This is a genomic window from Ruegeria sp. CF2, assembly GCF_056537385.1.
In genome coordinates this window covers 787,901-801,684 of sequence record NZ_JBQFRL010000001.1, presented here as the reverse complement: position 1 = coordinate 801,684, position 13,784 = coordinate 787,901, and the positions used below count along the sequence as shown (strand labels likewise).

The 13,784-nt window shown below is 62.1% G+C and carries 10 protein-coding genes; 1 reads left to right on the top strand and 9 read right to left on the bottom strand.

Annotated features, from left to right (window positions below; translation table 11 throughout):
- Positions 1–360 precede the first annotated feature (360 nt).
- Positions 361–1,338: a helix-turn-helix domain-containing protein gene (locus tag ACR0IR_RS03900; protein WP_480753025.1), complete on the top strand. Its 978-nt coding sequence runs from the start codon at positions 361–363 to the stop codon at positions 1,336–1,338.
- 187 nt (positions 1,339–1,525) lie between these two features.
- Here the strand turns inward: ACR0IR_RS03900 and rpoD are convergent, their stop codons facing one another.
- The 9 genes from rpoD to ACR0IR_RS03855 form a co-directional block, all read right to left on the bottom strand.
- On the bottom strand, positions 1,526–3,514 hold the full coding sequence (gene rpoD / locus ACR0IR_RS03895; protein ID WP_170357505.1) for an RNA polymerase sigma factor RpoD: 1,989 nt from the start codon (positions 3,512–3,514) through the stop codon (positions 1,526–1,528).
- Positions 3,515–3,628: 114 nt separating this feature from the next.
- The gene (gene dnaG, locus ACR0IR_RS03890) at positions 3,629–5,581 is read right to left on the bottom strand and encodes a DNA primase (RefSeq protein WP_170363711.1); all 1,953 of its coding nucleotides are present in this window, start codon (positions 5,579–5,581) and stop codon (positions 3,629–3,631) included.
- Positions 5,582–5,661: 80 nt separating this feature from the next.
- Positions 5,662–5,958 carry a hypothetical protein gene (locus ACR0IR_RS03885; protein WP_170357503.1) on the bottom strand — a complete coding sequence of 99 codons (297 nt, stop codon included), beginning with the start codon at positions 5,956–5,958 and terminating at the stop codon, positions 5,662–5,664.
- A 33-nt stretch (positions 5,959–5,991) separates the two neighbouring features.
- The gene (locus ACR0IR_RS03880; RefSeq protein WP_170363712.1) at positions 5,992–6,537 is read right to left on the bottom strand and encodes a sarcosine oxidase subunit gamma; all 546 of its coding nucleotides are present in this window, start codon (positions 6,535–6,537) and stop codon (positions 5,992–5,994) included.
- Positions 6,530–9,463, bottom strand: a complete 2,934-nt coding sequence (locus tag ACR0IR_RS03875) for a sarcosine oxidase subunit alpha family protein (RefSeq protein ID WP_170363713.1) — start codon at positions 9,461–9,463, stop codon at positions 6,530–6,532. The genes ACR0IR_RS03880 and ACR0IR_RS03875 overlap by 8 nt, the downstream gene beginning before the upstream one ends.
- Complete coding sequence (locus tag ACR0IR_RS03870) at positions 9,460–9,723, bottom strand: sarcosine oxidase subunit delta (protein WP_170363714.1); 264 nt, start codon at positions 9,721–9,723, stop codon at positions 9,460–9,462. Before ACR0IR_RS03870 ends, ACR0IR_RS03875 begins: the two co-directional genes overlap by 4 nt.
- 52 nt (positions 9,724–9,775) lie before the next feature.
- Positions 9,776–11,029, bottom strand: a complete 1,254-nt coding sequence (locus tag ACR0IR_RS03865) for a sarcosine oxidase subunit beta family protein (protein WP_170363715.1) — start codon at positions 11,027–11,029, stop codon at positions 9,776–9,778.
- A 134-nt stretch (positions 11,030–11,163) separates the two neighbouring features.
- Positions 11,164–12,069, bottom strand: coding sequence for a hypothetical protein (locus ACR0IR_RS03860; protein WP_254438843.1), 906 nt, complete (start codon positions 12,067–12,069; stop codon positions 11,164–11,166).
- A gap of 93 nt (positions 12,070–12,162) precedes the next feature.
- Positions 12,163–13,593 (bottom strand): Glu/Leu/Phe/Val family dehydrogenase, encoded by a 1,431-nt coding sequence (locus ACR0IR_RS03855; RefSeq protein ID WP_093961747.1) that lies wholly within the window; start codon positions 13,591–13,593, stop codon positions 12,163–12,165.
- Positions 13,594–13,784 lie beyond the last annotated feature (191 nt).

The window sequence follows — 13,784 nt, the reverse complement described above, 5'->3', positions numbered from 1 at the left end:
CACGCGAGTGGTGCCTTGCGTCCGGGGAACTGGGACATGCATTCAATGTGTGCCGGGGAGCCACAGATCGGTTGGTGTAACCAAATCCTTCGGCTCTGCCCGATCCCCACGGGACTGACCCGGCACGCGGCTGATCTATGACGGCCGTACCATCGAGTCTTTCTTTGCCCGGCCACGTCTTTGTGATCTGAAGCCATTTCCGGTGCACGTAAGTGCGCCGTGTCTGACCCTGTGTGGAAACGGTCACCTCACAAAAACTATGCAAATGACAAAATTCGCTACATAATCCGGCCAATTCAGTGGGTTCCGGAGCGTGGCATGCAAGTCGATATCGCCAGAATTCAGCTGCTGGCGTCCGCGTTGCAGGATCAGGCAGGGAATACTGATACGGTCGTTCGAGTCCTCGCCAAAAGCGGGCTGAGTGCGCAAGACCTCGCGCCGCCTGCAAAGTTGTACAGTGCCCATAGCGAGGCCTTGTTTGCCCGCCACGCTTGCGATGAACTCAACGACATCCTGTTCGGCGCGCGAACGGGCTTGCAGTTCAGCGCAACTTCTAGCCTGACCGCTTATATCAGCAAGTATTCCCGGGATCTCCGGCAGGTACTGGAGAACGCCAACCACTTCCACCGGCTGATTGATCCGGCCATCGCCGTGAGGCTGCATGAGTCTGGAAATTCGGCAACCATCGAGGCCAGGTGGAAGGACCCAAGCTTTTCGCGGTACCACCGGCGAACCGAGTTCCTCATGTTTGCCTGCATTGCCCGCCTGCGTGCTCTGACGGGGATCCCGATCCAACCGATCGAACTACGGTTTCAGCACAAGGTCGGCGCGCGAGAGGAAGACTATTCCAAACTCGGCAAATTCCCGGTGGTGTTTGGCGCGGAAAAGCTCGAGATCATTTTGCCGCAATCAACGCTCGACGTGCCTGTCCCGACCTACGACCCCAGCTTGCGACAGCACCTGATGGAATATGGTGACCGTCTTCTGCGTGAAAACAGTGACGAAAAACAGACATTGCGGTCGCGGGTCGAAGGGCGGATCACCCAATCGCTTCCGGGAGCCATCGCCCGCGCCGAACAGGTCGCCAAGGATCTGGGCATGAGCCCGCGGACATTCGGTCGGCGCCTGACCGAGGAAGGCACCAGCTTTCGCGAAATTGTCGACGACCTGCGCTGTGACCTCGCCAGAACGTTTCTGAAGAACGACATGAGCCTATCTGAGATCTCATACAGCCTTGGCTACGCAGACCAGGCGGCGTTTTCGACTGCCTTCAAACGCTGGACCGGGCAATCTCCCAGCGCGTACAAGGATAAGTCCCGGCGCAGAATGCTTGCCTGACAAGCGGCCGGGGGTCATCAGCGTTGCCGCCTCGCCCCGACCTGTCCCATGAGTGGACACAAGCGATATGGTCCGCGAAAGCTCTGACCACTTGCGAATTCCCGCCAAACTGAATTCACGTTTGGCCGTCGTGAACCAAACCGCAGCTCAAATGAAAAAAGGCGCCTCGGTCGAGGCGCCTTTTTGATCACTGATCCAGGAAGGACCGCAGCTTTCGGCTTCGGCTGGGATGTTTCAGCTTGCGCAGGGCCTTGGCTTCGATCTGCCGGATACGTTCGCGCGTCACGCTGAACTGCTGACCAACCTCTTCCAGCGTGTGGTCGGTGTTCATGCCGATGCCGAAACGCATCCGCAGAACACGCTCCTCGCGCGGGGTGAGCGAGGCCAGTACACGCGTGGTGGTTTCCTTGAGGTTTTCCTGAATGGCGCTGTCCAGCGGCAGCACGGCATTCTTGTCCTCGATGAAATCGCCCAGTTGGCTGTCTTCCTCGTCCCCGATCGGAGTTTCCAGAGAAATCGGCTCCTTGGCGATCTTCATCACCTTACGGACCTTTTCCAGCGGCATCTGCAGCTTTTCGGCCAGTTCTTCCGGCGTCGGCTCGCGGCCGATCTCGTGCAGCATCTGGCGGCCGGTCCGCACCAGCTTGTTGATCGTCTCGATCATGTGCACCGGAATACGGATGGTGCGCGCCTGATCCGCGATCGAGCGCGTGATCGCCTGACGGATCCACCAGGTCGCATAGGTCGAGAACTTGTAGCCACGGCGGTATTCGAACTTGTCCACCGCCTTCATCAGGCCGATGTTGCCTTCCTGAATGAGATCAAGGAATTGCAGGCCACGGTTGGTGTATTTCTTGGCGATCGAGATCACCAGGCGCAGGTTGGCCTCGACCATTTCCTTCTTGGCCTGACGCGCCTCTTTCTCGCCTTTCTGGACCTGCTGCACGATGCGGCGGAATTCGCTGATGTCCAGACCGACATACTGACCGATCTGCGCCATGTCGTTGCGCAGTTCTTCGACCTTGTCGGACGAGCGTTCGATGAACATCTGCCAGCCGCGACCCGGCTTTTGGGCCATGTCGGACAGCCAGTTGGGATCAAGTTCACGACCGCGATACTCGTCAATGAACTCACGGCGGTTGATGCGGGCCTGGTCGGCCAGCTTCACCATGGCGCTGTCCAGCGACATCACCCTTTTGTTGATGCCGTACAACTGATCGATCAGGGCTTCGATCCGGTTGTTGTGCAGATGCAGGCCATTCACCAGTTCAACGATCTCGGCGCGCAGCTTTTGATAGGTCTGCTCATCCTTGTCGCTGAACGACCCATCCTCGTTCAGAGTTGCCGAGATCCGGCTGTCCTGCATCTCCGAGAGCTTTGCGAAATCCGTCGAGATCCGCTCAAGCTGAGTCAGAACCTGATCTTTCAGTGCCGCTTCCATCGCGGCCAAAGACATGTTCGCCTGATCGTCTTCATCATCGTCATCGTCGTTGGCAATCGGGTTGCCGTCGGCATCCAGTTCGGGACCCGTGTCCTTGGCGGGCTTGGCGGCCGTGACAGCCGAAGTATCCACCACCGGCTCTTCTACGTCGCCATCCTCGTCCATCTGATTGCCGAACGTCGCTTCCAGATCGATGACATCGCGCAGCAGGATGTCCTCGGACAACAGTTCGTCATGCCAGATCGAGATCGCCTGGAAGGTCAGCGGGCTTTCGCAAAGCCCGAGGATCATGGTGTTGCGACCGGCTTCGATCCGTTTCGCGATGGCGATTTCGCCCTCGCGGCTCAGCAGTTCTACCGACCCCATCTCGCGCAGATACATGCGCACCGGGTCATCGGTCCGGTCCAGCTTTTCGGTTTGCGCACCGGCCAGCGCAACCTCGCGGTTGCTGTCGGTGGTGACCAGATCGGTCGAGCCCTTCTGCTCTTCCTCTTCGGCCTCTTCGTCTTCGATGATGTTGATGCCCATCTCGGACAGCATCGACATCACGTCCTCGATCTGTTCCGAACTGACCTGATCCGGCGGCAGGACCTGGTTGAGCTGATCGTAAGTGATGTAGCCTTTCTCGCGAGCCTCGGCGATCATCTTCTTGACCTGGGCCTGGCTCATGTCCAGCGAGATTTCCTGTTCCTGGTCGTCGGACTTCCGTTCCTCGTTGGTATCCTTGGCGGCCATTCAGTGCTCCTGCAGGGATGGGTGATTCGATGAGACCGAATCATTAGCGCGTAGAAGTGATTCGGCCACCCGTTTACCCGTTTTTCTTTTCCAGTGCTTTATGAAAACACCACTTCAGCGGCGTTTCCGCTCGAACTTGATACCGGACATGATCGCCTGAAACGCGTCTTTCTCGTCACGATTGATTCGCGCCCCGTTGTCCGCAATGTCGAAAATGGCCCTGTCCTCGTTCTGGCTGCGGCTTGCGCGGTTGCGCTCTTCGGCGGCCTGGGCCAACCGGAACGTCAACGCTTCGTCCGCCAGTTCGGACAACTCCTCTTCGGCTTCAGCAATCTCGGCATCCAGCCCCCGGAGCGCTTTGATTTTTGCGAGTTCCTCGGCCAGAGTCATCTGTGCCTTTTCGACGTCGCCCGGTTTGTGCACACAGGGGATTACAGCGACATGGCGAAGGGCCAGCAGGTTTTCAAGAGGGGCCGGCCCCAAAGACTGAACAATGTGCTCTTTGAGGTTGTCGGGATCGTCGATCGCGTGCCGCAGGATCGCATCGCGCAGGGCCGCGTGATCGGGGTTCAGGCATTCCATCTCTTCCAGTTGGTGCTCGAATTGCACGACCACCTCAGGGTTCAGGATTGCAATCGCCAGGATTGCCGCTTCACGCAGTTGGATATCCGCATTCTCCGAGGACGCAAGGAACGAGGCCCGCGCATCCGGAGTTGCCGACGGTTTTGGCGGTTGCCATTTGCCTTTCGGCTGCCAGTTTCGAGCCCCTGCCCCTTGCCGCTGCGGGCGGAAAAGCTGCCAGCGGAGGTCCTTGATTTCCTGCCCGTAATGCGACCGGATCGAAGGATCGCGGATCAGTTGGATCTTTTCGCGCAGCGCCTTGTCGAGGGCCGCCTTGCGCTCGGGGCTGTCGAACACCTTGCCCTCGGTCTCGCGCCGCCACAAAAGCCGCACCATCGGAATGGCCGCGTCCAGCACCGCCTGAACCGCCTCCGGGCCTTCGGCGCGCAGCAGATCGTCGGGATCCTTGCCCTCGGGCATCAGGGCGAACCGCAGAGACTTGCCGGCCACCAGCAACGGCAGCGCCAGGTCGATGGCCCGCATCGCCGCGCGCAGGCCGGCCGTGTCGCCGTCCAGCGCGATGACCGGCTCGTCGGAGATGCGCCACAGCATGTGCAGCTGGTGTTCTGTGATCGCGGTGCCCAGCGGCGCGACGGCGGCGCCGAAGCCTGCCTCGGACAGGGCGATCACATCCATATAGCCCTCGGCCACGATCAGCGGTTGCCCCTTGCCCGCCGCCTGACGGGCCGGTCCGTGGTTGTATAGGCTTCGCCCCTTGTCGAACAGCGCGGTCTCGGGCGAGTTCAGATATTTGGCGTTGTCATTGGGGTCCATCGCCCGCCCGCCGAACGCGATGCACCGGCCGCGCGGATCGCGGATCGGGAACATGATGCGGTTGCGGAAGGTGTCATAGGGCTTTTTGCCCTTGTTCGACGGCTTGGCCAGACCGGCGCCCAGGATCAGGTCCTCGGCCACATTCTTGCCGCGCAGATGGTCCCACAATGCCTGCCAGCCATCGGGCGCAAACCCGATTTCCCAGCGGTCCAACGCCTGAGCGTCCAGACCGCGACGGTCCAGATAGGCGCGCGCCTCGGCCCCTGCCCCGGTCTTGAGTTGCAGGCGGAAGAATTGCACCGCCTGCTCCATGACATCGGCCAATTGCGCCCGATGGTCCTGCTTTTCCTGCGCCTTGGGGTCGCGCGCGGGCATCGGCAATCCGGCCTCGCGCGCCAGGATCTCGACCGCCTCGATGAACGAGACGTTCTCGGTTTCCTTCACAAAGCTGATCGCGTCGCCCTTGGCATGGCACCCGAAGCAGTAATAGAACCCCTTTTGGTCATCCACATGGAACGAGGCGGTTTTTTCGTGATGGAACGGGCATGGTGCCCACATGTCGCCCTTGCCCGGATTGGACTTGCGGTTGTCCCACATGACCTTGCGCCCGACGACCTGAGACAGGCTCAGACGGGTGCGTAGCTCATCCAGAAATCCAGGGGGCAATGACATGCTTCATACATGGCAGAAACCGGGCCGCCCGCCAAGGGCGCGGCAGGCGTTTGTCCACAGCCAATTCGCGGCCCTGTGGATTACTGCTGCAAGCACAGCTCCATCCAGGCGGCGCCAAGGTCTTTTTTGCGGATGTCGCGCATCTTCTGCTCATAGACCCACGGTGTGATCAACGGGATCGCAGCGTTGTAGTTCTCGGGCCAGGTTGGGCCGGCCTCGGCCACCGCTTCCGGAACGTCCCGTTCTTTCACGCGATCAAGACGGGCTTTTTGTACCGCCGCCACAACGTCTGCTTGATAGCGGCAGCTTTGCTCCTTGGTTTCAGCGGCAGCCAGCGGTGTGGCAAGCAGTGTGGCGGCAAGTGCGATGCGCAGCATAAGGTCCCCTTGGAATCAGTTCTTTGCAACAGTCTAACCGCGTGCTGCCACACCTTCCATTGCCCTCTGCAGATCATGCACCAACGATGTGGCCATCGACCGGAACACCATGATCTGAAAGGCTTTCTCGCCAACCCGAGTGATTGACGCCGTCATGTGAAACAGCAGCGTGCGCGCCGTATGTCCGCGCTTGAATTGTTGCGGGCGCAGATCGATGGGCACCAGACGGGCCAGAACATCCTCGGCCCCGTCGCCCTCAAGCTGCACCACGGCCCAGGCATCAGACTGGTCGACGACCACGGCGTGGGCGGACAGCGACGGGTCCGGCGTGGGGCCGATCAACATGGTCTGACCCGGGCCGAACCAGACCGCACGCGCGCCCGACTTCCCGGTGGCGCGGTTCGGGGCCGGCAGGGCCATGCCATGCGCCGCCTTCATCGCCTCGGACAGTGATTTGGCCTGCCCTTGAAAGGCCGAAACCGCATGTATCGCGCCCGGGTCGACCTCGGTGACCGAGACCGTTCCGATGGTCAGCGGCAGCAGCCCGTCGCACGGGGTCTGGGCAATCAGCTTATCCACGCACACGCTCTCCCTCTGGATCAAAGAACACCGGGTCCATCACCTCGCATAGCGTGGTCACGCCGCGCAGGTGATCGACCATCTTGACGATCTCGCCATGACGGTCGGGACCGTCGGCCAGGAACACCAACCCCAGCATGCTGCCCAGCGTCGGCGAATAGCAGACCGAGGTCACATAGCCCTGATCGTTGGTGCGCACCGGCGCGTCTTCTTCCTTGTACAGATGGGCGCCGGCCAGCAACTGGCGGCTTTCCCCGATGGGTTTGAGCCCGACCAACCGCTCGCGCCCCGGCTCCTCAAGCCCCGGGCGTTCGGACATGGTCTTGCCGATACAGTCCTTTTTCTGCGACACCATCCGGCCCATCCCGATATCATATGCCGTGGTCCGCCCGTGGATTTCTGCATGGGTGATGAACCCCTTCTCGATCCGCAGGACGTTCAGCGCCTCCATCCCATAGAGACCGCCACCCAGCGCCTCGGCCCGTCGGGTCAGGATGTCGAACAGGCTGGCCCCATACCGCGCAGGCACGGCGATCTCATAGGCGTGTTCGCCCGAGAACGAGATCCGGAACAGACGCCCCGGCACCCCCAGAACCGACACCGGCCCGCAGGCCATGAACGGCCACGCAGCATCATCCAGCGGAGTGTCCAGAACGCCGTTCAGCACCTCGCGCGATTTGGGGCCGGCCACGGCGAATTGCGCCCATTGTTCCGTCACTGAAACCAGCGACACGTCCCAATCGGGCCGCAGCCCTTGGCGCACGAATTCTAGATGTTTCATCACATCACCGGCGGCGGCGGTCGTGGTGGTCATCAGGAAATGACTGTCACCCAGACGCGCGGTGGTGCCGTCATCCATGACGAACCCGTCCTCGCGCAGCATCAGCCCATAGCGCACGCGCCCGACCTTCAGTGTCGAAAAAGTGTTGGTATAGACGAAATCCAGAAATCGCGCGGCGTCGCGCCCCTGAATGTCGATCTTGCCCAGGGTCGAGACATCGCACACGCCGACCGCCGTGCGCACCATCTGCACCTCGCGGTCGCAGGACTGGCGCCACGTGGTTTCGCCCGGCTGCGGGAAATAGCTGGGCCGATACCACAGCCCGGCCTCGACCATCGGTGCCCCGCGCGCCACTGACGCCTTGTGCGAGGTGGTGAAGCGCTGCGGCTTGAAACCCGCCCCCTCGGCCCCCGCGCCCAGCGCGGCGATGGCGACCGGCGCGTAAGGCGGGCGGAAGGTGGTGGTTCCGGTCTCGGGGATCGCCCGCCCGGTGGCATCCGCAAGAATGGCCAGCGCCGCGACATTCGAGTTCTTGCCCTGATCGGTGGCCATGCCCTGCGTGGTATAACGCTTCATGTGCTCGACCGAGCGGAAATTCTCGGTCGCGGCCTGTTTGACATCCTTGACGGTCACGTCGTTCTGGAAATCCAGCCACGCGCGCCCCTTGCCCGGCACCGCCCACAGCTGCGCGATTTCATAGAGCTGATCCTCGGCCTGCGGCGGCTCGAGTTTGGGCGCCTTAAGGCCCAGATCACCCAGCGCCTCGGTCGCAGCCGAAATGCCCTCGCTCAGACAAGCCGCGGTCGAGAACGCGCCGTTGCAGGCCCCGGCCGGGCGCATCCCGGGCACGGCGCCCGGCGTGGGCACGAAGGCGGCAATGTCACGCCGCCAGGTCGGGCGCCCGTTCATGTGGCAGGTCAGGTGGACCGAGGGGTTCCATCCGCCGGTCATCGCCAGGCAGTCGGTCTGAATGCGCTCTTCTCCGCTGGCGCGGCGCACGGTGATCGACTCCAAGCCCTTTCGCCCCGAAGTGCCGCGGACCTGCGCCCCATGCAACACCGGATAGTCGGTTGCCACCGGCCCGTCATGGCGGCTGTCGATCACGGCGGCAACGTGGACACCGGCGGCCAGCAGGTCGCGGGCCGTCCGGTGGATTTCATCGGTGTTGCCGAAAATCGTGACGCTCCGGCCGGCGGCGACGCCCCAGCGGTTCAGATAGGCCCGAACGGCCCCGGCGGTCATGATGCCGGGCCGATCATTGTCGCGAAACGCCACCGGACGCTCCAGCGCCCCGGCTGCCAGAACCGAGCGGCGGGCGGCGATCCTCCAATAGGTTTCCAGCGGCGCACCGGCGGGGCGGTCGCTCGTATGGTGCAAGACCCGCTCGAGCGCGGCAAAGGTGCCCTGATCGTAGGCACCCGCCACGGTCGTGCGGGTCATCAGCCGCACATTCTCCATCGCCCGCAGTTCAGCCAGAACCTCGTCTACCCAAACGTGACCCGGCTTGCCATCCACCTCGAGCGTCTCGGCCAGCAGCCGCCCGCCCATCTGGTTGCTTTCATCGGCCAGAATGACATCCGCCCCGGCCCGGCCGGCCGTCAAGGCGGCCATCAAACCCGCCGGACCAGCCCCGATCACCAGCAGGTCGCAGAAGGCATAGGCGCTTTCATACCTGTCGGCGTTGGCCTGCCCGGACAGCGCGCCCAACCCCGCGGCGCGGCGGATCATCGGTTCGTACAGCTTCTCCCAGAAGCTGCGGGGCCACATGAAAGTCTTGTAGTAGAAACCCGCCCCCAGGAAGGGCGCGGCCAGATCGTTCACCGCCATCACGTCGAAGCTCAGACTGGGCCAGCGGTTCTGGCTGCGCGCCTCGAGGCCCGGATAGATCTCTTGCACCGTGGCCCGCACATTGGGGTCCTGCACGGCGCCTCGGCCGATGGTGACCAAAGCGTTCGGCTCTTCGCTGCCGGCGGTCAGGACGCCGCGCGGGCGATGATATTTGAACGACCGCCCCATCAGGCGCACGCCATTGGCCAGCAGCGCCGAGGCCAGCGTGTCACCCTGAAAACCCGAATACCGGATTCCGTCGAAGGAAAACTCGACCGGTGAGCCGCGGTCGATCAGCCCCCTGCCCGCGACCCTCATCGTTTGCCCCCGGAGGCAGGCTCGGTCGCCGCTATTTCGTGGGTCAGCGTGTTGCGTGTCACGACGATCCATGCGCCGCAGCCGCCCTCGTGATACCACAGGTCCCGCGTCTCGCCGGCCGGGTTGTCGCGCAGATAGACGAAATCGTCCCAAACGTCAGGCCCGGCATCCGGGGCGGGCCGGTCCAGATCGACGGCGGCCCCGCGATAGTAGAACTCGCGGCGGTCGCGCTCACCGCAATACGGGCAGGTGATCCTCATGGCCGCGCCTCCTGGCTTTCACAAATTTTCGAAAGAAACATCCCGGCCGCCCCTAATGCAGATTGTGCTGAGAGCCCTTGCCCTCTTCATCGATGATCCCGCGCCCGGTGCGGAAGCGATCCAGCCGGAACCCCGTCGCGTTCTCGTGGTACCGGTCGGTGGCCATCAGGTGGGCGAACACGTTGCCCGAGCCCGGAACCGCCTTGAACCCGCCGTAGTTCCAGCCGCAGTTCAGATACAGCCCGTCGATATGGGTGCGGTCGATGATCGGCGACCCGTCCGGCGACATGTCCATGATCCCGCCCCAGGACCGCAGCACCCGGGCCTTGCCGATCATAGGCATCAGGGCCACTCCGGCCTCCATCACGCTTTCGACCGTCGGCAGATTGCCCCGCGCAGCGTAGGAGGCATAGAAATCCAGGTCGCCGCCGAACACCAGCCCGCCCTTGTCGGATTGGCTGATGTAGAAATGCCCCATGCCGAAGGTCACGACGTGGTCGATGCAAGGCTTCAGCCCTTCGGTCACGAAGGCCTGCAGCACGTGGCTTTCGATCGGCAAGCGCATCCCGCCCATGCCGGCAACTAGCCCCGAACGACCCGCAACCACGATCCCTACCTTCCTGGCCCGGATCGCCCCGCGCGTCGTCTGCACCCCGCGCACGGCGCCGTTTTCGATGTCGATGCCGGTGACCTCGCAATTCTGGATCAGATCCACCCCGCGCTGGTCCGCCCCGCGGGCATAGCCCCAGGCCACGGCATCATGCCGGGCCGTGCCGCCACGCGGATGGTACAGACCGCCATAGATGGGAAAGCGCAGATCGTCATAGTTCAGATAGGGCAGCATCTCGCGCAGTGCATCGCGGTCCAGCAGGATGGCATCGTCGCCCTGGCTGATCATCATGTTGCCCCGGCGCGCGGCCGCGTCCCGCTGCCCGTCCGAATGGAACAGGTTGATGATGCCCCGCTGCGAATGCATCACGTTGTAGTTCAGGTCCTCTTCCAACCCCTCCCACAGCTTGAGGGAATGTGAATAGAACTCGGAATTTCCTTGCAGAAAATAGTTGGCGCGCACGATCGTCGTGTTGCGCCCCACATTGCCGCCGCCGATATAACCCTTTTCCAGCACGGCGACATTTGTCAGGCCGTGTTCTTTCGCCAGATAGTACGCGGTGCTGAGACCATGCCCCCCACCGCCGATGATGACGATGTCGTACTCGGCTTTGGGCTCGGGATCACGCCAATGCGCCGTCCAACCCTTGTTGCCCGTCAGTCCTTCCTTCAGGACGCGAAAGCCGGAAAAGCGCATTCAGATCTCCCTGCGGGTTTGCTGGCATCAAACCAACTTCCAACAGGAGTAGCAATCCGGGCTCGGGGCTCCGCATCCGTTTTCGACAAGAACTTGTCAACGCGCGACCAAACCGGTCGCAAACGAATTCGCCTTCAGAACCGCAGACGGAAGGCAACGCCCACGATCGGAGCGGTATCATAGCCCTGCCGGCTGACCTCTTGCCCTGCTGCGTTGTCCAGGCGCAACTCGCCGTCAAACTCGGCGCCCGCAAATGCCGACAGCGAAACTCCGGGGTTTGGCGCGTATTCAACCGACAGAACAACCGGGATGCTGCTGTCCTCGCCTACGCCGCCCGGTGCCAACCCGTTATCGTTCAACTGAAAGCGGACCCTCTCGGACCGAACGGCAAGCCCCACGCTGACACTTTCCGAAGCCTTGTATTCCAGCGTGACCCCGGGGCCTTGAGTGGCCCCCAACGCGCGCCCGGTGCTCAGACGCCAGCGCTCGGCAAAGGTCCAGTCGACCAGAAGCGCGGGAAAGACTTCGAGATCATTGGTTCCAACCTCGGAGAACACGCCAAATGCCGGGCCGATGCGCAGATTGGGGTTCACCGCCCATGAAATGCCGGCGAAAGCACCATAGGTGAAGCCGTCCGAGGCACTGGCGCCGGTCTCATAGTCCCATCTCAATTGGGGCGAGACGATCACCGCAGCCCCGTTGTCCAGAGTGAAACGCAATGGAACGCTCAGGCGAATGTCGCGGATGTCGTCCCACGGCTGGTTTCCGGGCAACCCGAAATCGTAGGAAAACTGACCGAAACTCGCCAGCAAACCCACAAAGGACCCGTCACCATAGCTGTAAATGCCGCCTGCCCGCAGAAATGCACGCGATGCGCTGAAATCACCGCCGTCCTCAAGATCGGCGCTGCCCTGATAGACAGCCAACCCTTCCACAGTCGGCGTCCATCCCTGCCGGGGTTGGGCAATGGCAGCAGTCGCAAGCGCCAGGGTCGCGGACCCAATCGCCGCGGCCCAAGCTACAGAACGGGTAATTTGCATGAGATCCTCGCTGGTTTCGCTGCCTGAACTCCAGCGCAGGATGTGCGGCAACCGGACTTTTTGTCAAAGCCCGATTGCCCGGTTTCCGAGACGTCAGAGGCCCTTGGCCCGATAGCTCTTGGCGACACGGTCGATGGACACGATGTATGCCGCGGTGCGGAGGTCATCGACGTCGTCGCGATCGTGCCAGACCTCGCTCATGGCCTGGTAGGCGATGCGCATCGTGTCATCCAGGCCCGAGCGCACCAACTCAAGCTCATCCGCGCCTTTGAGGTACTTGGCCTTGAAGTCCGGAGACATCGACCATGCATCGCCAAGATAGCGGTCCAACCGCTCCAGCTCTTTCACGATCAACTCGTGCCGCGCCTCTTCCTGACGGCGCTGCATCCGGCCAAAACGGATGTGGCTGAGGTTCTTGACCCACTCGAAATACGATACCGTCACACCGCCAGCGTTCGCATACATGTCTGGAATGATCACGGTGCCCTTCTTGCGCAGCACTTCGTCCGCCCCTGCGGTCACTGGACCGTTCGCGGCCTCGATGATCAACGGCGCCTTGATGCGCTCGGCATTGGACAGGTTGATCACGCCCTCCAGCGCGGCCGGGATCAGAATGTCACATTCCTCTTCCAGCACAGCAGTGCCCTCGGCGGTGTGCGTCGCATCCGGGTAGCCGTTCACGCCGCCATGTTTGACGATCCACTGGTGAACCGCTTCGACGTCGATCCCCTCGGGGTTATAGATCGCACCGTCACGTTCGATGATGCCCACAACCAGAGAGCCGTCTTCCTCACTCAGGAACTTGGCCGCGTGATAGCCCACGTTGCCGAGGCCTTGAACGATGACCCGCTTTCCGTCCAGCGAGCCTGACATACCAGCTTTCTTGACGTCCTCGGGATGGCGGAAGAACTCGCGCAGCGCGTATTGGATGCCACGCCCCGTCGCCTCTACCCGGCCCGAGATGCCGCCGGCATTCAACGGCTTGCCGGTCACACAGGCCCGCGCGTTGATGTCTGTGGTGTTCATCCGCGCATACTGGTCAGCCATCCAAGCCATCTCGCGCTCGCCGGTCCCCATATCGGGGGCCGGGACGTTCTGCGACGGGTTGATCAGGTCGCGCTTGGCCAGCTCATAGGCGAAACGGCGTGTGATCTGCTCCAGCTCATGCTCTTCGTATTTGCGCGGGTCGATGCGCAAGCCGCCCTTTGACCCGCCAAACGGAGCCTCGACCAAGGCGCACTTGTAGGTCATCAGCGCAGCAAGCGCCTCGACCTCGTCCTGGTTCACGGCCATCGCATAGCGGATACCGCCTTTTACCGGCTCCATATGCTCGGAATGAACCGAGCGATAGCCGGTGAAAGTATGGATCTGCCCCCGCAGACGCACGCCAAACCGAACGGTGTAGGTCGCATTGCAGACCCGGATCTTTTCCTCAAGCCCGGGCGGAAGATCCATCAGGGCAGCCGCCCTGTTGAACATCAGATCTACACTCTCCCGAAAGCTGGGTTCCTTGATGGCCGTCATAAAATCCTCCATGCCGGTTGACGTCGAGCGTCATGACGTTTTGTCGCACCCTTGGCAAGCAGCTGCAATCGCGATTTGCACTTTTTTTCATCAATTTATGAACAGCGCGTTTCGACCAACCGAGCCGAGTCGCGGACGTTTACGATTTCCAGAAATTGTCCCGAGCAACGAAACAAAGATGCCCTTCCCGG